This window comes from Amycolatopsis sp. NPDC049159 (assembly GCF_040648295.1).
In the GTDB taxonomy this organism is placed as follows: Bacteria; Actinomycetota; Actinomycetes; order Mycobacteriales; family Pseudonocardiaceae; genus Amycolatopsis; species Amycolatopsis pretoriensis_A.
The window spans coordinates 19565-39178 of record NZ_JBEZDL010000004.1; the positions used below are offsets into that span (position 1 = coordinate 19565).

Genomic DNA, 19614 nt, shown 5'->3' on the forward strand with positions numbered 1-19614 from the left:
GTCCGGGAACCATGGATTCCTCGCTCCTCACCGAAAAAGGTGAAAGCTACTCGAAAGCGCTGGGCAACCGCCAAGTGCAGATGATCGCCATCGGCGGCGCGATCGGCGTCGGGCTCTTCCTCGGCGCCGGCGGCAAGCTCCACCAGGTCGGCCCGTCGCTGGTCTTCTCCTACGCGATCTGCGGGGTGGCCGCCTACTTCGTGATGCGCGCGCTCGGCGAGCTGGTCCTGCACGAGCCCAGCTCCGGCAGCTTCGTCACCTACGCGCGGAAGTTCATCGGACCGTGGGCCGGGTTCGTCTCGGGCTGGATGTACTGGGTGAACTGGGCGATGACCGGCATCGCGGAGATCACCGCGGTGGCGATCTACGTGCACAAGTGGCTGCCGGACGTCCCGCAGTGGATCACCGCCCTGGTCGCCCTCGGCGTGCTGATCGCGGTGAACCTGCTTTCGGTGAAGCTGTTCGGCGAGCTGGAGTTCTGGTTCTCGGTGGTCAAGGTGCTGGCCATCGTCGTCTTCCTGATCACCGCGATCGGGCTCGTGCTCACCAGCGCGGACATCGGCGGCGCGCCGGCCGGCCCGCACAACCTGACCGGCCACGGTGGACTCTTCCCGGCCGGGATCGGGATCGCGCTGATGACGTTGCAGGCGGTCATCTTCGCCTATTCGGCCATCGAGGTCGTCGGTATCGCGGCCGGCGAGACCAAGGACGCCCGCAAGGTGCTGCCGAAGGCGATCAACGGCGTCGTGTGGCGGATCGGCGTCTTCTACGTCGGATCCGTGCTGATGCTGGCGATGTTGCTGCCCTGGCCGTTCTACAACGGCGACGAGAGCCCGTTCGTCACGGTCTTCAGCAGGCTCGGGATCCCGGGTATCGGCGACGTGATGAACGCGGTCGTGCTCACCGCGGCGCTGTCCAGCGTCAACTCCGGGCTCTACTCCACCGGCCGGATCCTGCGGTCGCTGGCCGAGAAGGGCGAGGCGCCGTCGTTCGTCAGCCGGATGAGCGGCCGCCACGTGCCCTACGGCGGCATCCTGTTCACCTCGGTCGCCTACCTGCTCGGCGTGGTGCTGAACTACCTGGTGCCGAAGGACGCGTTCGACATCGCCATCGCGATCGCCTCGCTCGGCGTGATCACGACGTGGGCCACGCTCGTCTTCTGCCAGCTGCGCCTGCGCCAGGCCGCGCTGCGCGGCGAGCTGGAACGGCCGTCGTACCGGATGCCGTGGGCGCCGTACTCGGGATGGGCGACGCTCGGGTTCCTGGTGCTGGTCGTGGTGCTGATGGGCTTCTCCGACGGCGCCGAGAAGATCGCGTTCTACTCGATCCCGGTGTTGGCCGTGGTGCTCGCGGTGGGCTGGCGGTTCGTCTCGAAGCGGCGCGAACGCACCCCGGCCGGCTAGCGGCCCGGCCGCGGGCGGGCATACTCGAGCGGTGTCCACGAGCAGCACCGAACCCCGGCGGGTGACGATCCACGACGTCGCCCGCTCGGCCGGGGTCTCCCGGCAGACGGTGTCGCGCGCGCTGAACGACAAGGCCGAGATCGACGGCTCGACCAAGCAGCGCGTCCTCGACGCCGCCCGGGAGCTCGGGTACCGCCCGAGCCGCTTCGCCCGCGGCCTGGTCCGGCAGGACACCACCACGATCGGCCTGGTGGTGCCGGACCTGCTCAACCCCTTCTTCACCGAGGTCGCCTCCGGCGCGCTCGAGGCGGCCCGCGCCCGCGGCTGGCACGTCGTCGTCTACGACACCGCCGGCGACGCCGAGCAGGAACTCGCCACGCTGCGGGTGATCGGCACGCAGGTGGACGCGGTGGTCGGCTACTTCAGCCGGTCCGACGCGGACCTCGACCGCTTCACCCCCGGCATCCCGGTGGTGCTGCTCGGCCGCGAGCCGCACGTCGCGCGGTTCAGCGGCATCGCGATCGACGGCGAGGACGGCGTCCGGGAAGCCGTCGCCCACCTGGTCGGGCGCGGGCACCGGCGGATCGGGATGCTCGACCACGACGGCCGCCCCGAGCCGAGCGTCCGCCAGCTCTGGTTCCGCCGGGCCGTCGCCGAGCACGGCATCGCGCCGGCGCCCGGGTGGATCGTGCGCACTCCCCAGAGCGTCGACGGCGGGGGTGCCGCGCTCGCCACCCTGCTCGCCGCGCACCCCGACGTCACCGCCGTGTTCGCCTTCAACGACGTCATCGCCATCGGTGCCCTGCGCGAGGCCCGCCGGTTCGGCCTGCGCGTGCCCGCCGACCTCGCGGTGATCGGCTTCGACGGGCTCGCGCTCGGCACGCTCGTCGAGCCGGAGCTCTCCAGCGTCGCCCTCGACACCCGCGCGCTCGGCGCCCTCGCCGTCGAGCAGGCCGCCCGGCTCGTGACCGGTGCCGCACCCTTCGAACCCGGCGAGCTGATCGTCCGCGCCGCCCTCCACCTGCGCGAATCCGCCTGATCCCTTGACACGCCGACGCGGCGCCACGCACACTTCCGACCGTCCCGTGAACGTTCACGGGAGCGTTCACGGACCCGGTGCGAGGGGACTCATGTCGTACGTCGAAGACCCGGGCCCCGGCCGCGGGGCGGTCCCGCCGCGCGCGGCCTTCACCTCCGACGCGCCGTCGTTGCCGCTGAACGGCACCTGGCGGTTCCGGCTCTCGCCGAGCCTGGCGGCCGCTCCCCCGGACGTCGCCGATCCCGAGTTCGACGACGCCGCGTGGGACGAGCTGCCGGTGCCGTCGCTGTGGCAGCTGCACGGCCACGGCGAGCCCGCCTACACGAACGTGCACTACCCGTTCCCGGTCGACCCGCCGCACGTCCCGTCGGACAACCCGACCGGCGACCACCGGCTGCGCTTCGACCTGCCGCACGCCTGGCCGGCCGGGCCCGCGCTGCTGCGCTTCGACGGGATCGACTCGTGCGGCCGGATCTGGCTCAACGGCACCGAACTCGGCGTCACGAAGGGCAGCCGGCTTCCGTCGGAGTTCGAGGTCGGGCCGCTGCTGCGGCCTAGCGGCAACGTCCTGGTGGTGCGCGTGCACCAGTGGTCGGCGGGCAGCTACCTCGAGGACCAGGACATGTGGTGGCTGTCCGGGATCTTCCGGGCGGTCACGCTGCTGTCGCGCCCGCCCGGCGGGATCGGCGACTTCTGGGTCCGCGCCGACTACGACCACACGACCGGGCTGGGTACCGTCCGGGTCGAGACCGGCGCCGACGTCGTGCTGGACATCCCGGCCCTCGGCGTCGCCGGGCACCCGGCCGCGGAGCCGCTGGAGCTGCCCGTCGAGCCGTGGAGCGCCGAGTCGCCCCGGTTGTACGCGGGCACGTTGTCCACCGTGGCCGAACGAGTGCCGGTGCGGATCGGCTTCCGGACGGTGTCCGTCGAGAACGGACAGCTCAAGGTCAACGGACGGCGGCTGCTCCTGCGCGGGGTGAACCGGCACGAGCACGACCCCCGCACCGGACGGGTCGTCTCGCCGGAGACGGCGCTGGCCGACGTCCTGCTGATGAAGCGGCACAACGTGAACGCCGTCCGGACCAGCCACTACCCGCCGGACCCGGCGTTCCTCGAGCTGTGCGACGAGTACGGCCTGTGGGTGATCGACGAGTGCGACCTGGAGACCCACGGTTTCGGCCCGCTGGGCTGGGACCGCAACCCCGGCTCCGAGCCGATGTGGGCGGACGCCTGCCTCGACCGGATGCGGCGCACGGTGGAGCGGGACAAGAACCGGCCCAGCGTGATCCTCTGGTCGCTGGGGAACGAAAGCCACACCGGGGACAACCTGGCGCGGATGGCGGAGTGGGTGCGCCACCGCGACCCGACCCGGCCGGTGCACTACGAGGGCGACCACGAGTGCTCCTACGTGGACGTCCACAGCAGGATGTACGCGACACCCGGCGAAGTCGACCGGATCGGCCGCCGCGAAGACGACAACGAGCGGCGTCGGGACCTGCCGTTCCTCCTCTGCGAGTACGCGCACGCGATGGGCAACGGGCCGGGCGGGCTGCTGGAGTACCGCGAGCTGTTCGAGAAGTACCCCAACTGCCAGGGCGGCTTCGTCTGGGAGTGGATCGACCACGGCATCGCCGTCCCGGGCCACTTCGCCTACGGCGGCGACTTCGGCGAGCTCATCCACGACGGCAACTTCGTCATCGACGGCCTGCTCTTCCCGGACCGGACGCCGTCGCCGGGTCTGACGGAGTTCGCGAAGGTCATCGAGCCGGTACGCATCTCGGCCGATCCCGCCGGCATCCGCGTGGCGAACCACTACGACTTCGCCTCGACCGGGCACCTCGACTTCACGTGGCTCCTGGAAGAGGAGGGGACCGCTGTCGCGCAGGGAGTTCTCGCCGTGCCTACTGTCCTTTCCGGACAGACGACATCGGTGCCGCTTCCGTCGCTGCCCGCCACTTCCGGCGAGTCTTGGCTGACGGTCTCGGCAACGCTGGCTTCGGCGACGGCGTGGGCGCCGGCCGGGCACGTCGTCGGCTGGGGCCAGCTCCCGGTGTCGGCCGCCCCGGCCCGGCCGGCGCCGCCGGTGCGGGGACCGGTGTTCCGCACGGCCGGGCAGCTCCTCCTCGGCGCCGGCGAGTTCGACGCCGTAACGGGCGTGCTGACCGCGCTGGGCGGACACTCGCTCCACGGGCCGCGGCTCGACGTCTGGCGCGCGACCACCGACAACGACCGCGGTTCCGCACCCGGGCCGTCGGAAGCTTCGCAGTGGCTCGAGGCGGGGCTGCACCGGATGCAGCACCGGGTCATCGAGGTCGACGCCGACGGGGACGAACTCGTGGTGCGCACCCGGGTCGCCCCGCCGGCGCAGGCGTTCGGGCTGTTCGCGGACTACACGTGGACGGCGTTCGACGGCGGTCTGCGGCTGCGCGTCGACGTGACCCCCGACGGTCCCGTGCCGGCCACACTCCCCCGGCTGGGCCTGGCGATGGCGCTCCCGGGCACGTTCGGCTCGGCGGAGTGGTTCGGCGGCGGCCCCGGCGAGGCGTACCCGGACAGCTGCCAGGCGGTGCGGATCGGGCGGTTTTCGAGCAGCGTCGACGGCCTGCAGACGCCGTACGTCTTCCCCCAGGAGAACGGCAACCGCACGGCGGTGCGCTGGGCGGGTTTCACGGCTCCGGACGGCACGGGCCTGCGCGTCGACGGCGAGCGGGAGTTCGGCTTCACGGCCCGCCGCTGGACGGCCGCGGCCCTGGAAGCGGCGCGGCACACCGACGAGCTGGTGTCCGGTTCGCTGGTGCACCTGACGCTGGACGTGGCCCAGCACGGCCTCGGCACGGCGGCCTGCGGGCCCGGGGTCCTGCCGCGGTACCGGCTCGAGCCGAGGAAGACGTCGTTCGCGCTGACGCTGCGGCCCGTGGCGGGTGGTGTCGCAAATTGAGACCCCGGGACGCGCCCGGATGCGGTGTCGTTGGGGGATGTCCGCTTCCACGACAACCCCTTCGAGCGCCCGCCGGCTGGCCACCCCGGGTGCGCTGGGCCTGGCCGACCTCGTCGCGATCTTCGACGACCTCCAGTTCACCCTCAAGTGCTGCGAACGGCTCGTCGCGGAACTGGCCCATCCCCGCGTCGATCCGGTGCTCGTCGAGGCGCTGTGGGTGTCGGCGCTCAACTCCTACGCCCGCTGCTTCCGCACCGGCGACCGCGGCATGGGCCTGACGGTGGCCGACGTCGAAGCCACGGAGGTGCCGGGCGAGGTCGCCGAGTGGCACGCGCTGCTCGGCCGGATCCGGGACTTCTCGCTCGACGGGGCGGTCAACCCGCGCGAGACCTACTCGGTGGGCGTCTCACAATCCCCGGACGGAGCGGCGTCCGGCGTGGTCATCACGTCGGCCGCGCGGCCGCTGGTGGACGACGTCACGGTCCGCCAGACCGGTCGGCTGGCCTTCGAGCTGAGCCGGCTGGTGGACGAGCGGATCAAGGAACACCAGCGGAAAGTGTTCGAGGCGGCTTCGAAGCTGACCTCCGTACAGCTCGCGGCGTTGCCCGCCATCGAGGTCACGTCTCAATAAGTCTCATTAATGCGTCTCATTATTCGGCGCCGGGCAGGTGCCGGTAGATCGTGGCGCGGGAGACGCCCAGCGCCGTCGCGATGTCGGCCGGAGCGTGCCCGGCGTCGTAGAGGCGCCGGGCCGCCTCGATCGTCTCGGGGCTCATCACCGTCGGCCGGCCGCGACGGCCGCGGGGGCGGTCCTCGGGCCCGGCCGCCGCGTACAGCCGGTCGACGCCGTCGAGGACCGCGGCGCGCAGCTCGGCTACCGGGGCGTCGGCGAACAGCACCACCGGGTCGCTGAGCATCGCGATCGCCTGTGCGGCTCGGACCCGCCCCGCGAGGTCCGCGTCCGGGCCCGCCACCAGGTGGTTCGCCTTGAGCATCCCGTCGCGGAAGCGCTCGAACACCGTCTTCGACGCGGTCAGCCCGAGGTCGCGCAGGTTCATCCGCAGCAGGTAGCGGTGGCCGAGCCAGACGCCGAGGAGACCTTCGATCGCCGCCGCGCGCGGGTCGGCGGCGTCCGCGGCCTTCACCATGGCCGCTTCGAGGTCGTCCAGGAGCGGTTCGGCGAGCGCCGTGACGATGTCGGCCTTGCCGGGGAAGTGGTACAGCACCGCGGTTTTGGTGACGCCGACGCGTTCGGCCAGCTCCCGCACCGATGTCGCGTGGAAGCCGCGCTCGGAGAACTCCTCGAGCGCGGCGCGCAGGATCCGGGCGCGGGTGTCGTCGGTCATCGCCCGAGCCTAGCTCCTTGCCTGACCGCCGGACAGGAGCGTACGGTCGGAACTGACCGATGGTCAGGACCTTGATGGGGGTAGCACCATGACCGAACAAACCGCACTGATCTCCGGCGCGGGCGTCGCCGGGCCGACGCTGGCGTACTGGCTGGCCCGCGCAGGCTTCCGGCCGACCGTGGTCGAGCGCGCCGCCGGGCTCCGCTCGAGCGGCAGCCCGGTCGACGTCCGCGGGCCGGCGTCACGCGTCGCCGAGCGGATGGGCATCACGGCGAAGCTGCGCGAGGCGAGCACCGACGCGACGGCGCTGAAGTTCGTCGACGACGCGGGACGACGCACCGGCCGGGTCGCACTGGGCGGCGACGGCGGCATCGAACTGCCCCGCACCGACCTCGCGGCGATCCTGCACGAGGCCGCCGCCGAAGACGCCGAGTTCGTCTTCCACGACTCGATCACCGAACTGCGCCAGGACGGCGGCGGGGTGGACGTCACGTTCGAGCGGGGTGCGCCGCGGCGCTTCGACCTGGTGATCGGCGCGGACGGCCTCCACTCGAACGTGCGGCGGCTGGCGTTCGGGCCGGAGCACGCGTTCGTCGAGCACATGGGCGTGTACATCGCGACGCTGCCGCTGGCGGAGCCGCCGGCCGACCGGACGGAGCTGGTGATGTACAACTCGCCGGGCCGCGCGGTGGCGGTCCACCCGTCCCGCGGTCACGGCATCGCGGCCTTCATGTTCCGCGGTGACGCCGTGCCGGGCTTCGACCACCGGGATTCGGCGCTGCACAAGCGCATGCTCGCGGAGGCGTACGAGGGTGCCGGCTGGCGGGTGCCGGAGCTGCTGGAGCGCGTGCGCGAGGCGGACGACCTGTACCTGGACTCGGTGAGCCGGGTCCGGATGGACACCTGGGCGGCGGGCCGGATCGTCCTGGCGGGCGACGCGGCATCGTGCGTGTCGTTGTTCGGCGACGGTTCGACGTTGGCGATGGCGGGCGCGGACACGCTGGCCGAGGAGCTGGGCCGGACTCCGGGCGACGCGGTGTCGGCGTTCCGCCGGTACGAGGCCGCGCACCGCAAGCTGGTGGAACCCAAGCAGCGCAACGTCTCCACGGCGGCGGCCCTGCTGATCCCGGCCACGCGGCGCGGCTTGGCAGCCCGCAACTTCGGCACGCGGCTGCTGCCCCTGGTCACGGCGGCCCGGAAGCTGGTGCCGGCCCGGGCGGCCTGAGCCCGACACCTCCGACGCCGGACCGGCGGCTGCCGACCCGGCGGACGCTGGGTCAGCGACGCCGGCTCCGACGCTGGTCCAGCAGCCTGCGGCCCGCCTGACACTGGACCGGCAGCCCGCGACCCACCCAACACTCGGCCGGCAGCCCGCGACCCACCCAACACCGGACCGACAGCCCGCGGGCCGGTCCACTCGCGGGCCATCGGACCGGCAGCCGCCAGCCGGTCCGCCGGCTTGGCCTCGCCCGCGCAACGCCAAGCCGGCGGCCCGTCACAGGCGCCCCGCCGGCCAGCGGCAGACGCGGGTTGAGCGTGGATCCGGCCTGCCGCACGGCCCGCACGGCGACTGCCGGCCTGCTCCGGTTCCGGCGGAGCAGCCCAGCCTCACCGACCAGCCCCAGCCAGGCTCCACCGCGGTCAAGTCCGCAGCATCGGCGGGTACAGCAGCTCCGCCCTCCCCCGCCGGTACAGCTGCGCCGGCCGGCCACCATCGCGGGTCGTCGTGCGGCCGGTCGGGGTCAGCAGACCCTCCGTCCCCGTCACCTTCCGGTGGAAGTTCCGCGGATCCAGCCGCGTGTCCCAAACCAGCTCGTACACCCGCCGCAGCTCGGCCACCGTGAACTCGGCAGCACAGAACGCCGTGCCCAGCGGGGAATACTCCAGCTTCGCCCGGGCCCGCTCGAGACCGTCCGCCAGGATGCGGTCGTGGTCGAACGCCAGCCGCTCGGCCGCCAGCGATCGGACCGGGGCCCACCGGGCCTCCGCCGCGTCCGTTCCGGCGAGCGGAGTCGGCAGGTCCGGCGCCAACGCCAGGTAAGCGATGGTGATCACGCGCATCCGCGGATCCCGGTCCGGTGCCCCGTACCCCGCCAGCTGTTCGATGTGGACGGTCCCCGCCGCCAGCCCGGTCTCCTCCGCCAGCTCCCGCCGCGCCGCGTCCGACAGGTCCTCGTCGGCGCGGACGAACCCGCCCGGCAGCGCCCATTCCCCTTCGTACGGCGGGACTCCCCGGCGCACCACCAGCGCGCACAGCTCGTCCCCGGTCAGGGTGAGCACGACGAGGTCCACGGTGACGGCGAACGGAGGGTGACCCATGCCACCACCCTACCTCTTAATCGTCATCTTGACGATTACACCCGCGACCCCATATCGTCACCACGACGATAAGAGGAGGTCCCCATGGCCGACATCGACCGCCGCTTCGGGTTCCGGCACCTGCGGGGTGCGCCCACCGTGCACATCCGGCACTTCCGCCGCGGCCAGCTCGCCCACGACGGCGTCGGGCTGTCGTTCTGGTACCGGCCGCTCACCGCGGTCGTCTCGGAGGTGCCGGTCGACGACCGGGAGCTGCCGCTGCTGTTCCACGCCCGCACGGCCGACTACCAGGACGTCACCGTCCAGCTCGCGCTCACCTTCCGGATCGAGGACCCGACGCTCGCCGCGCAGCGGATCGACTTCTCCATCGACCCGGACACCGGACGCTGGCGGGGCGATCCGCTCGCGCAGATCAGCGGGCTGCTCACCGAGAACGTCCAGCAGTACGCCGTCGAGGTCCTGACGCGCACGCCGCTGGAAACCGCGCTGGTCGACGGCGTCCAGGCGGTCCGCGACCGGATCCGCGCCGGGCTCGCCGAGGAGGACACCCGGCTCGCGCAGACCGGCTCGGCGGTCGTCGACGTCCGCGTCGTCGCCATCCGCGCCGAGCCGGAAGTCGAGAAGGCGCTGCAGACGACCGCGCGGGAGAAGGTGCAGCAGGAGGCCGACCGGGCGACCTACGAGCGGCGCGCCCTCGCCGTCGAACGCGAGCGCGCCATCGGCGAAAACGAGCTGCAGAACCAGATCGAGCTGGCCCGGCGTGAGGAGCAGCTGCTCGCCCAGCGCGGTGCGAACGCCCGCCGGCAGGCCGAAGAGGCCGCGGCGGCGAACCGGATCGAGACCGAGGCGCAGGCGTTGCGCCGGGAACGCCTGACGCAGGTCGAGGCCGACGGCAAACGAGCGCTCGGCGAGGCCGAAGCCGCGGGTGAGGCCGCCCGGCTGGCGGCGTACCGCGACCTGCCCGAAGGCGTGCTCACCGGGCTCGCGCTCAAGGAGCTGGCCGGGAACCTGCCGAAGATCGACAGCCTCACGGTCACCCCGGACCTGCTCGCCCCGCTGCTGACCAAGCTGGGCGTGCGGTCGTGAGCCTCGCCCCGCGCGTCGTGCTCGTGCACCGGCGCACCGAACTCGACGAGCTGCTGGCCCGGCACGGCACGCGCGGCCAGGCGGAGTTCTTCCTGCGTACGCGCGGCCGAGACCTCGCCGAGGTGACCGAGGCGGACGCCGCCCTGCGCGCCGCGCTCAAGACGGCGTCGGCGGCCATCCCGCTGGACTGGCGGCGCGGCGAGGTCGAACGCGCGGACCTGGACCGGTTCCTGTTCACGCCGGAGGACGTCGTCGTGGTGGTCGGCCAGGACGGCCTGATCGCCAACGTGGCCAAGTACCTCGACGGGCAGCCGGTGATCGGGGTGACGCCGGGCCGGCCCGGTGTCCTCGTCAAGCACCCGCCGGCCGCGGTCGCGGAGCTCGTGCGCGCCACCGGCGACGTCGAGCACCGGACGATGGCCGAGCTCACCGCGGACGACGGCCAGCGGCTGCTGGCGCTCAACGAGATCTACCTCGGGCACGCCGGGCACCAGACGGCCCGCTACCGGCTGGGGGTCGGTGGCGGGCCGCTGGAACGCCAGGCGTCGTCGGGGATCCTCGTCGGGACCGGCACCGGGGCGACCGGCTGGTGCGGCTCGGTGTGGCGCGAACGCCACAGCGGGCTGCGCCTGCCCGGTCCCGGCGAGGCCCGGCTGGTCTGGTTCGTGCGCGAGGCGTGGCCGTCGCCGTCGACCGGCACCGAGCACACCGAAGGCGAGCTGACCGGGACGCCGCTGACGGTCGAAGTCGAATCCGACCGCCTGGTCGCGTTCGGCGACGGTCTCGAAACCGACATGGTCGCCCTCACCCGCGGCCAGACCGCGACGTTCGTCCCGGCCGCGAAGACTGTCCACTTGGTCCGGTGACCGGCCGGGACACGATGCGGCAACGTTGTCACATTCCCGGGCTCCGGCCGTCAGAATGACGTCCTCGCCGAAGATCGAAGTGCGAAGGTGGCCGGATGACGTGGCTCGTGTGGGTGCTCGGCGCGGTGGTGCTCGCCGCCGCCGGGGCCGGGGTCGTCGCGCTGCCGTGGTGGCGGAACCGGGACCTGCGCCGGCGGACCGCCTGGTCGGCCGCGCGGGCGGCGATCGACGCCGCCGCCGTCAGCCGGGACGCGGCGGCCGTGCCCCATCCGGAAGCCGAGCAGCTGCTGACGCGGGCCGAGACGATCGCGGCCGCCCGCGGCGGCGATCGAGCGGCCCGGGCGGCCGAAAACCACGCGCGCCGCGCCGACGCGCTGTGGCGGGAGGCGGCCCGTGGCTGACCGGATTCGCTGGGTCCTGCTCGCCGCGGCCGTCGCCGTGCTGGTGACGTTCCTCCTGGTGCAGAAGCAGAGCACCGACGTCAGCTACGGCCAGGCACCGGCGGCGAAGGACCCGATCCCCGAAGGCTCGGCGGGCGAGCTGAGCGGCGCGACCCTCCCGTCGGCCGAACAGCTCACCGCGATGGTCGGCGCCGCGCCGGTCGTGCGGCTCCCGAGTGCGATCGCGACCTGGGACGACCAGGCCGTGCGGGCCGCGGCCGGCGGCCCCGGCTACCGGATCCTCGTCGTGCCGCCCGGGCTGAAGAAGGCGGACGCGCAGCGGGTGCACGAGGTCGAAGCCGCGACCGTCCGCATCGTCGGCACCGAGGTCAGCGGCGGGATCTACCAGGCTTCGGCCGACCGCGCGAGCGAGTGGATCCACCAGTTCGCCACCGGGGACGTCACCGGGTCGCTGACCACCCTGATCGCCCGCCTGAACCACCGGCCCGAGCCGCCGGACCAGCCCGCCATCGCCCGGCACGACCCGACGGCCGGGGAGCTGACCGCCGTCACCACCGCCCTGCGCGGCACCGGCCGGTACCTCGCCCCGGGCGCCACGCTGAACGACGCTCCCGCGACCACCTCCGCGTTCCCCGGCGCGCAGCCGCTGTACGTGGCGCTGCCGCGGCAGCCGGCCGGACAGCCGCTCGTCCACTTCGGACCGGCGCTGGCGAAGGAGTTCCCCGGCCGGCCGATCGTCGCCGTGTACGGCCAGTGGATCGAGTACGACGGCCCGTCGGCCGCCGCGTTCTCCGAGGTCGTGACGGCCAGCTTCTACGGCCAGTTCGCCGACCGGCTCAGCGAGTACGCCTACCCGCAGCGCAACGTGCTGGGCGCGTGGCTCGACCGCGTCACGGCCATCCGCTACGCCGGGCTGTTCGACCGCCCGCTCCCCTATACCCCGTTCGACCCGCTCCGGGTCACGCTGCCCGCGCTGCCGTGGCTGTTCGCCGCCTGCGCGGTCGGGTTCCTCGCGCTCTCGGCCCGCCGGGTGGTGCACCGGGACCGGCCGGCCACGACGGGTGTGCCCGCGCGCCTGGCCGGGCTGACCGCGCTCGCCGTCGAGGTCTCCGGGCTCACCGACGGCGCCTCGGCGGCGGCACTGAGCCGCGGGATCACCCAGCTGACGGCGGCCGGGGAAGCGTTCACCGAGAAGCTTCCGGACCGGCACGTGCACAGCCTGCTCGACGCGGCCGAGTCCGATTTGGACACCACCGCCGACCTCATCGGCCGCCCGGACTACCGGCCGGCCGCGTTCTTGCGGGGGAGGTTCGCGTGACCCGGTTCTTCCGTTCGGCGTTCGGGATCGCGGTGCTCGGCTGCCTCGTGCTCGCGGGGTGGGCGGTGTGGTCGGCGGGCGTGTTCGACGGCCCGGTCGCCCGGCAGCTGCGCTCGGCGTCGGTGTACGCCGCGCCCGGGGTCACCCTCGACCGGCCGGCCGCCGAGCGCGTGATCGGCAACCGGCGGCTGGTGGTCGCGTTCCTCGAACCGGGCGCGGACCTGAGCGACGCGTGCGACAGCCTGGGCAGCGCGGCCGACGGCACCCTCGCCGTGATGCTCGGCCGGGACGGCGAGGACTACGAGAAGTACGGGTGCTCGCGGCTGCCCGGCCGCGACGACGAGAACTTCGGCAAGGCGTTCGTCGCGGAGTCGATGATCGGCAACGGCATCGACGCCTTCGCCGACCGGCCCGTCGAAGCGCTGAAGGTGCTGGTCGTCAACTACGACCTGCTCGTGCGCTCCGGCGCGATCCCCGACGGCGGCCGCACGGTCAGCCCGTCGCTGCCGCGGTACCTGATCGCCGCCGCCGCGGCCGGGGCCGTGCTCCTGGGCTCGTCGGCGCTCTACCTCACCGCGCGCCGGGCCACCCGGACCGCGGTGGCGCGGCGCGAACGCCGGGACGCCGAAGCGGACGAGCGGACCGAACTGGCGGCGGCCGCGGCCGTGCTGGCCCAGGAGATCATCGACTTGGACGCCCGCTACGCCCGCCAGACCGGCAAGAGCAAGTTCGCGCGGAACTACCGGACCCTCGTCGCGGCCTACGCGAAGCTCCTGCCGGACCTCGGCCGGGACACCCCGGAGCTGCGGGCCCGGGTCGAGAAGCTGCTGACCCGGGCCCGCGAGCTGGCCGCTCAGGTGCCGTAGCGGGACTTGACGATCGACGGCGTGTCGAGGTTGCGGCCCGCGTCCATGTTCTGCGCCAGCCGGAGGTACTGGCCTTCGGCCCACATCAGCGGGCCCGCGCTGCCGGTCGGGCGGCCGAGCCCGAAGCACCCGGCGTCGCCGCGGTCCCAGACCTGTTCGGGCACGAAGTACCCGTCGTTGGCCGAGTCCGCCATGGACTTGAGGTACACCGCCGCCGAACGGCCGTTGGCGAGTTCGTACTGGCCCCGCTCCCCCGACAGCACCGGCCAAAGCCGGCCGAACCGCTGGTTTCCGCCCGCCGGCCAGCCACTGCAGTTCGCGGTGCTCTCGCCGTAGTTGTCGTGCGGGTAGCGGTGGAAGTAGACGTCGCCGTTGGGCAGCGTCACCTGCATCGGCGCGTTGCCGTCGGAGGCCGCCGCGGTCGGGGCGACCGAGTTCGCGATCGTGGTGTCGCCGGCCGGGCGGATGCCGAGGCGCACCAAGTCGAGGAAGCCGAAGTCGGTCACGTCGTGTTCGTAGAAGCAGCCTTCGTCGAAGCAGATCGCCGCGCCGTCGTTGGGGTTCCCCGCCCGGTCGAGGCGTTCGTAGTAGGTGTGGCCGCCCCAATAGCCGGACGTCGTCACCGTCCAGCCGGCCAGGGAGTTGCGCCAGGAGTCCGCTGTGGACTCCCACGAGGTCGCGCTCGCGGTGTCGCCGTTGGCCCGGGCGATGGCGCCCGCGGCGATCAGGCCGGCGACTTCGGCCGCGATCGACGACGGCGACTTGCCGTACTGCTCCTCCCACCGCTCGGTGGTGTCGGGGCCGGTCGAGACGATGTGGTTCGCCGTCGTCTTGACCTTGGCGTAGGTCGAGGCGTCGGTGAGACCGGTCAGCCACGCGAGCAGGATCGCGTCGGCGTCCTGGTCGAGCTGTTCGCAGCAGCCGAGCTGCTGGGCGCTCGCGCCGGCGACCCCGGAGACCGGGCTGTAGCGCGGGAACGAACCCGCCGGGTACGTCGTGCCGTCCCCGGCGGTCGGGCTGCCGATCCACTGGGAGTTCCAGAGGAACTGCGCCATCCGCTTGGCCTGGGCGCTGTCGCCGGCGGCCAGCAGACCGGTCGCCTGCTGGTAGAGGTCGCGGCCCCAGACGCGGTGGTAGCCGTCGTTGAGGTGGTCGCCGTTGGTGAAGTTGCCCCACGGCGTCGCCAGGCCGGCGACGCTCGCGCCCGGGTGCTGCTTGTCCTCGGCGGTCTTCAGCGCCATCGCGGCGACGTAGTAGGCGCGCCGCCGTTGCGTGTCACCGGAGACGCTGGCCGGGGCGGGTTTCAGGCTGCCGACGTAGGAGTTCCAGCCGCTGCGGTAGGACGCCGAGACGCCGGCGAACCCGCTGCTCAGCGACCCGCTCGCGGCCGAGGTCGCGGCCGCCGGGGTGGCACCGAAGCCGAGCGCGACGGTGAACGTCGTGTCGCTGCCGACCGGGATCTGCCCACATTGGACGACGTTGCCGGTGCCGGAGACGTTGTCGAACTGGTTGTTCAGGTTCTTGTCGGCGCGCAGGTCGGTCAGGCAGTCGCTGCCCGCGCCGGTGTAGCCGTTGTCGTGCGCGGTGAAGCCGGTCGAGACGCGCAGGGCCTGGACCACCGTGGTGGCCGAGCCGCCGAACAGCGTCTCGGTGCCACTGGCGAGCAGGCCGCTGCCGTCCCACCAGGCGTTGTCGTTCGCGCCGCCGCCCGCCATCGACGGGTTGGCCAGCAGGTAGAGCCGGTAGCTGCCGCCGTCGAGGGACTGGAACCGGGTGTTCGTGATCAGGGTGGCGCGGGCCGGGTCGGTCACGTAGTCGGTGGTGATCCGGTACTTCCCGCTCTTGGCGGTGTTGGTGACGGTGTACTGCAGCGCCTTCTCGTCGGGCATCGTGACGACGTGGTTCGTGGCGTCGCGTTCCAGGTCGACGAAGGTCGAGCCGTCGGTGACGACGTACTGCACGTCCTGCGTGTTCGGGACGTCGGCGCGGGGGTAGAAGACCTCGGACGTGACGCCGTCGGCGACGGTGAACCACACCGGGCTGCCGGCCGTCGTCGAGGTACCCAGCGCGGACTTGTTGCCGGTCGCCCAGGACGCCCCGCCGCCGCAGCAGTCGGTCGCGGTGCCGCTGGCCAGCGCCGTGCCCTGGCCGAGCCCGGCGAGCAGGACCCCTGCTCCGGCGCAGGCCAGGACCGCTTTCCACCTGATCATTTCCGACCTCCGACGGCGTTGTCGTCAATATGTTGCGAGCGGCAACATATTGAGCCACCAGCAGGTGACAAGCAATGTCCGATCGGGCTGAACCGATCCAGCCCTCCGCCGGACGGCCCAGCGCCAGACTAGTGCTACCCGAGATTTGTTACCATTGGAACCATGGTGACGAAGACTCCGGTCAGCCCGGCGGCGGAGACCCGCGAGCGGATCCTCAAGGCGGCGGCCGAGCTGCTGGCGGCGGAGGGCCGCGACGGGCTCTCGACCCGCGCGGTCAGCGCGGCCGCCGGTGTCCAGCCACCCGCGCTGTACCGGCTCTTCGGCGACAAGGACGGCCTGCTCGACGCGGTCGCCGCGTACGGGTTCGACGAGTACCTGACCAGCAAGCGCGCGCTGGGCTCGACCGGCGACCCGGTCGAGGACCTGCGGCGCGGCTGGGACCTGCACCAGGAGTTCGGGCTGTCCCGCCCGGAGTTCTACGTGCTCATGTACGGCGACGCCCGCCCGGGCCGCACCTCCCCCGCCGCGCGCGAAGCCGAAGGGATGCTGCGCGAGATCATCGAACGGGTCGCGGCGGCGGGCCGGCTGCGGGTCAGCGTCGAACGCGCGGCCCGGCTCGTGCACGCGACCGGCATGGGAGTCGTGCTCTCGCTGATCGCGACCCCGGAGGCGGACCGCGACCGCGAGCTTTCGGCGACGGCGCGGGAAACGGTGCTGAGCCGCATCCTCACCGACACCGCGGAACCGGCGTCGTCCGGCCTGCCCGAACGGGCGATCGCCCTGCGCGCCGGGCTCGGCGGCACCACCGCGCTCACCGACGCCGAGCGGGTGCTGCTCGCCGAGTGGCTGGACCGCATCGCCGACGCCTGAGCCTCACCGGCCCAGGTGGTCCGCCCCCACCCGGCGGGCCAGGCGGCGCAGCAGCGGTCCCGCCTCCGCCATGCAGCGGGCCGGGTCCGGCTCCAGGTCCGTCAACGCGTACGCCGCCGCGATCCCGGCCCCCGCCAGCTCGGACGCCGACAGCTTGCAGCGCCCGGAGACCGCGACGCACGGGATCCCCGCGGCCGCCGCGGCCCGCGCGACCCCGGCGGGAGCCTTGCCCGACAGCGTCTGGTGATCCAGTGACCCCTCACCGGTGATCACCAGCGAAGCTCCGGCCAACGCCGACTCGAAGCCCAGCAAGTCCAGCAGCAGCGAGATCCCCGGCCGCATCCGCGCGCCCAGCACCGCCATCGCGGCGAACCCCACTCCCCCGGCCGCTCCGGCACCGGGCCTCGAGGCGAACTCCGGACCCGCGATCGACGCCCAGTGCCGCAACGCCGAATCGAGCGCTTCGACGTCCGCGGGGGAAGCGCCTTTCTGGGGTCCGTAGACGAACGCCGCGCCACTCGGCCCGTACAGCGGATTGTCCACATCGCTCGCCAGCTCGATGTCCACTTCGGACAGACCGGACAAGTCCAGTGAGGACAGCCGGGCCAACGCCGCGCCACCGGAAGGGAGTTCGCGGCCGGCGTCGTCCAGCAGCCGGGCACCCAGCGCGGTCAGCAGGCCCGCGCCGCCGTCGGTGCACGCGCTGCCGCCGACGCCGAGCACGATCCGGCGGCAGCCCGCGGCCACCGCCGCCGCGATGACGTCCCCCGTTCCCGCGCTCGTCGCCGTGAGCGGCGCGGGCGCCCCGGGCAGCCGGTGCAGCCCGGACGCCTCGGCCAGCTCGACGACCGCGGTGTCCCCGCGGACCGCGTACGACGCCGTCAGCGGCGCCCCCGTCGGTCCGCGGGCCGGGACGCGCACCCGCTCGTACCCGGCGGCGACGGCGGCGTCGACCGTGCCGTCGCCGCCGTCCGCCACCGGCAGGGTCTCCACCGTGACCGACGGGTGGCCGTCGGCGAGGCCCGCGGCCACCGCCGACGCCACCTCGGCCGCGGTCAGCGACCCCTTGAACTTGTCCGGCGCGACGAGGACTTTCACGCGCTCGCCTTGTACGCCCGCCAGTCGCCGACGTCGGTGATGTCCCGCAGGGCGACGTGCGAGGTGTACGGCCGCCGCAGCAGCATGGCGAACGCCGAACTGCCGTCGGTCAGCTCCACCACGCCGAGCTCCAGCTCGTGCGGTTCGGACGGCAGCACCTTGTCGCGCAGGTCGTCGAGCGAAACGTCGTAGACCTCGCCGACCACCTCCGCACCGCCGTGCGACACCGGGTACAGCGCCGGGCACTGCTCGCCGACGGCGTAGAACCGGTACTTCGCCGCGGTCCGCGCGGTGCCCACGAACGGTGAGCCGTCCAGGAGGTGGTGCAGCGGTTCGCCGCGCATGGCGCCGCCGTTGAAGAACATCAGGGCCACGGGATTTCTCCTTAGCGGAAGAGGGCTTCGACGCCGTCGACGGCGAAGTACACCGCGAACACCAGCGCCAGCACGGAAAGCAGCCAGCCGGCCTCGCGCCACTTGCCGCGGCCGATCTTGATGAGCACGAACGCGATCAGGCCGGCGCCGACGCCGTTGGTGATCGAGTAGGTGAACGGGATCAGGGCCGCGGTCAGGAACACCGGGATCGTGTAGTCGGGGTCGTTCCACGGGATGGTGCGGCACTGCGCGACCATCATGCCGCCGATGACGACCAGCGCGGGCGCCGCGGCCTGCGCCGGCACCACGCCGGCGAGCGGGGTGAACAGCAGCGTCCCGGCGAACAGCAGCCCGGTGACGACGCTCGCCAGCCCGGTCCGGGCGCCTTCGCCGACGCCGGCCGCGGACTCCAGGAACACCGTGTTCGGCGACGAGCCGGTGACCCCGCCCGCGATCGCGCCCGCGCCGTCGACCAGCAGGATCCGGCCCATCCGCGGGACCTTGCCGTTCTTCGACAGCCCGGCCTCGTCCGAGACGCTGGTGATCGTGCCCATGGCGTCGAAGAACCCGGACAGCACCAGCGTGAACAGGAACACCGTGGCCGCGAGCGCGCCCGCCGAGGCGAACCCGCCGAACAGGTCGATGTGGCCGAACAGCCCGAAGTCCGGTGCGGCGACGACGTGGTCGGGCAGCGCCGGGGTGGTGAGGCCCCAGCCGCCGACGCCGAACCCCTCGTGCAGCACGACGGCGAGCACGGTGGACACCCCGATGCTGATCAGCACCGCGCCCGGGACCTTGCGGGCCATCAGCACGATCATCAGCAGCAGGCCGAAGCAGAACACGACGATCGGCCAGCCGTGCAGGTGCCCGCTCGCCCCGAGGCGCACCGGGACCGTGGTCTGCGCCGCGTCCGGCACCCGGGTCACGAACCCGGCGCTGACCAGCCCGACCAGGGCGATGTAGAGCCCGATCCCCACGGTGATCGCCATCTTGAGCGGCCTGGGGATGGCGTTCATGATCCGTTCGCGGACGCCGCTGACCGCCATCAGCACGATGCACACGCCTTCGAGCACGACCAGCCCGAACGCCTGCGCCCACGTCATCGACGGCGCCATCTGGAAGGCGACGATGCCGTTGATGCCGAGGCCGGCGGCCAGCGCGAGGGGCGCGTTGCCGACGAGTCCCATGAGGACGGTCATCACGGCGGCGGCGAGCGCCGTCGCGGTGGTCACCTGCGCGGCGGAGAGCCGGGCGCCGGTGATGTCGGCGGAGGCGCCGAGGATGAGCGGGTTGAGCAGCACGATGTAGGCCATCGCGACGAACGTCGTGACGCCGCCGCGGACTTCACGGCCGAGGGTGCTCTGCCGGGCCCGCAGCTCGAACAGCCTGTCGAGCAGGGATCGGCGCTGCGGTGGTTCGGGTACTCCGTCGACCACTGGTGCGGTGACTTCGGTCTGGGTCATGCGTCCTGCCCTTGCCG

17 protein-coding genes are annotated in these 19614 nt (G+C 73.0%); 11 read left to right on the top strand and 6 right to left on the bottom strand.

The features are described from left to right. Positions 1 to 11: 11 nt before the first annotated feature. The 4 genes from AB0B33_RS09060 (at position 12) to AB0B33_RS09075 (ending at position 6011) form a co-directional block, all read left to right on the top strand. Complete coding sequence (locus AB0B33_RS09060; protein WP_360768684.1) at positions 12 to 1403, top strand: amino acid permease; 1392 nt, start codon at positions 12 to 14, stop codon at positions 1401 to 1403. A 31-nt stretch (positions 1404 to 1434) separates the two neighbouring features. Then, the gene (locus tag AB0B33_RS09065) at positions 1435 to 2442 is read left to right on the top strand and encodes a LacI family DNA-binding transcriptional regulator (RefSeq protein ID WP_247023427.1); all 1008 of its coding nucleotides are present in this window, start codon (positions 1435 to 1437) and stop codon (positions 2440 to 2442) included. 91 nt (positions 2443 to 2533) lie between these two features. Beyond that, entirely contained in the window at positions 2534 to 5380 is a 2847-nt protein-coding gene (locus AB0B33_RS09070; RefSeq protein ID WP_360768687.1) for a glycoside hydrolase family 2 TIM barrel-domain containing protein, read from the top strand. A 37-nt stretch (positions 5381 to 5417) separates the two neighbouring features. After that, positions 5418 to 6011 (top strand): hypothetical protein, encoded by a 594-nt coding sequence (locus tag AB0B33_RS09075; protein ID WP_360768690.1) that lies wholly within the window; start codon positions 5418 to 5420, stop codon positions 6009 to 6011. A 19-nt stretch (positions 6012 to 6030) separates the two neighbouring features. Here the strand turns inward: AB0B33_RS09075 and AB0B33_RS09080 are convergent, their stop codons facing one another. Continuing rightward, positions 6031 to 6726: a TetR family transcriptional regulator gene (locus tag AB0B33_RS09080; protein ID WP_360768692.1), complete on the bottom strand. Its 696-nt coding sequence runs from the start codon at positions 6724 to 6726 to the stop codon at positions 6031 to 6033. An 88-nt stretch (positions 6727 to 6814) separates the two neighbouring features. Between AB0B33_RS09080 and AB0B33_RS09085 the strand changes: the two genes are divergently transcribed. Then, positions 6815 to 7951: an FAD-dependent monooxygenase gene (locus AB0B33_RS09085; protein WP_360768695.1), complete on the top strand. Its 1137-nt coding sequence runs from the start codon at positions 6815 to 6817 to the stop codon at positions 7949 to 7951. 416 nt (positions 7952 to 8367) lie between these two features. Here AB0B33_RS09085 and AB0B33_RS09090 read toward each other — a convergent pair whose 3' ends face one another. Beyond that, the gene (locus AB0B33_RS09090; protein WP_360768698.1) at positions 8368 to 9045 is read right to left on the bottom strand and encodes an NUDIX domain-containing protein; all 678 of its coding nucleotides are present in this window, start codon (positions 9043 to 9045) and stop codon (positions 8368 to 8370) included. An 84-nt stretch (positions 9046 to 9129) separates the two neighbouring features. On the opposite strand from AB0B33_RS09090, the gene AB0B33_RS09095 reads away from it, so the two are divergent. The 5 genes from AB0B33_RS09095 (at position 9130) to AB0B33_RS09115 (ending at position 13582) form a co-directional block, all read left to right on the top strand. After that, entirely contained in the window at positions 9130 to 10131 is a 1002-nt protein-coding gene (locus tag AB0B33_RS09095; protein WP_247023432.1) for an SPFH domain-containing protein, read from the top strand. Next, a complete protein-coding gene (locus tag AB0B33_RS09100; RefSeq protein ID WP_360768701.1) occupies positions 10128 to 10997 on the top strand; it encodes a hypothetical protein in 870 nt (289 codons plus the stop codon). Before AB0B33_RS09095 ends, AB0B33_RS09100 begins: the two co-directional genes overlap by 4 nt. A gap of 95 nt (positions 10998 to 11092) precedes the next feature. Beyond that, positions 11093 to 11398, top strand: a complete 306-nt coding sequence (locus AB0B33_RS09105; RefSeq protein ID WP_360768704.1) for a DUF6403 family protein — start codon at positions 11093 to 11095, stop codon at positions 11396 to 11398. Then, entirely contained in the window at positions 11391 to 12716 is a 1326-nt protein-coding gene (locus AB0B33_RS09110; protein ID WP_360768707.1) for a hypothetical protein, read from the top strand. The genes AB0B33_RS09105 and AB0B33_RS09110 overlap by 8 nt, the downstream gene beginning before the upstream one ends. Then, entirely contained in the window at positions 12713 to 13582 is an 870-nt protein-coding gene (locus AB0B33_RS09115) for a hypothetical protein (protein ID WP_360768709.1), read from the top strand. The genes AB0B33_RS09110 and AB0B33_RS09115 overlap by 4 nt, the downstream gene beginning before the upstream one ends. Here AB0B33_RS09115 and AB0B33_RS09120 read toward each other — a convergent pair. Beyond that, positions 13570 to 15792 (bottom strand): glycoside hydrolase family 15 protein, encoded by a 2223-nt coding sequence (locus tag AB0B33_RS09120; protein WP_360768712.1) that lies wholly within the window; start codon positions 15790 to 15792, stop codon positions 13570 to 13572. The two genes, AB0B33_RS09115 and AB0B33_RS09120, sit on opposite strands and share 13 nt — an antisense overlap. A 162-nt stretch (positions 15793 to 15954) precedes the next feature. Between AB0B33_RS09120 and AB0B33_RS09125 the strand changes: the two genes are divergently transcribed. Then, positions 15955 to 16662: a TetR/AcrR family transcriptional regulator gene (locus AB0B33_RS09125; protein WP_360768715.1), complete on the top strand. Its 708-nt coding sequence runs from the start codon at positions 15955 to 15957 to the stop codon at positions 16660 to 16662. A 3-nt stretch (positions 16663 to 16665) separates the two neighbouring features. Here AB0B33_RS09125 and AB0B33_RS09130 read toward each other — a convergent pair whose 3' ends face one another. From AB0B33_RS09130 to AB0B33_RS09140, 3 genes are read right to left on the bottom strand one after another with little or no spacing between them, the layout of a single operon-like run. Next, positions 16666 to 17760, bottom strand: coding sequence for a glycerate kinase (locus tag AB0B33_RS09130; protein ID WP_360768718.1), 1095 nt, complete (start codon positions 17758 to 17760; stop codon positions 16666 to 16668). Continuing rightward, positions 17757 to 18134, bottom strand: coding sequence for a gamma-glutamylcyclotransferase (locus AB0B33_RS09135; RefSeq protein ID WP_360768722.1), 378 nt, complete (start codon positions 18132 to 18134; stop codon positions 17757 to 17759). Before AB0B33_RS09135 ends, AB0B33_RS09130 begins: the two co-directional genes overlap by 4 nt. Positions 18135 to 18145: 11 nt before the next feature. Next, positions 18146 to 19597 carry an NCS2 family permease gene (locus AB0B33_RS09140; RefSeq protein ID WP_360768725.1) on the bottom strand — a complete coding sequence of 484 codons (1452 nt, stop codon included), beginning with the start codon at positions 19595 to 19597 and terminating at the stop codon, positions 18146 to 18148. Positions 19598 to 19614: the final 17 nt, after the last annotated feature.

Excerpts from the sequence above, each read along its gene's own strand:
- AB0B33_RS09070 (WP_360768687.1), top strand. The coding sequence starts at position 2,534 with ATGTCGTACGTCGAAGACCCGGGCCCCGGCCGCGGGGCGGTCCCGCCG.
- AB0B33_RS09095 (WP_247023432.1), top strand. The coding sequence starts at position 9,130 with ATGGCCGACATCGACCGCCGCTTCGGGTTCCGGCACCTGCGGGGTGCG.
- AB0B33_RS09085 (WP_360768695.1), top strand. The coding sequence starts at position 6,815 with ATGACCGAACAAACCGCACTGATCTCCGGCGCGGGCGTCGCCGGGCCG.
- AB0B33_RS09120 (WP_360768712.1), bottom strand. The coding sequence starts at position 15,792 with ATGATCAGGTGGAAAGCGGTCCTGGCCTGCGCCGGAGCAGGGGTCCTG.
- AB0B33_RS09075 (WP_360768690.1), top strand. The coding sequence starts at position 5,418 with ATGTCCGCTTCCACGACAACCCCTTCGAGCGCCCGCCGGCTGGCCACC.
- AB0B33_RS09105 (WP_360768704.1), top strand. The coding sequence starts at position 11,093 with ATGACGTGGCTCGTGTGGGTGCTCGGCGCGGTGGTGCTCGCCGCCGCC.
- AB0B33_RS09060 (WP_360768684.1), top strand. The coding sequence starts at position 12 with ATGGATTCCTCGCTCCTCACCGAAAAAGGTGAAAGCTACTCGAAAGCG.
- AB0B33_RS09080 (WP_360768692.1), bottom strand. The coding sequence starts at position 6,726 with ATGACCGACGACACCCGCGCCCGGATCCTGCGCGCCGCGCTCGAGGAG.
- AB0B33_RS09140 (WP_360768725.1), bottom strand. The coding sequence starts at position 19,597 with ATGACCCAGACCGAAGTCACCGCACCAGTGGTCGACGGAGTACCCGAA.
- AB0B33_RS09090 (WP_360768698.1), bottom strand. The coding sequence starts at position 9,045 with ATGGGTCACCCTCCGTTCGCCGTCACCGTGGACCTCGTCGTGCTCACC.
- AB0B33_RS09125 (WP_360768715.1), top strand. The coding sequence starts at position 15,955 with ATGGTGACGAAGACTCCGGTCAGCCCGGCGGCGGAGACCCGCGAGCGG.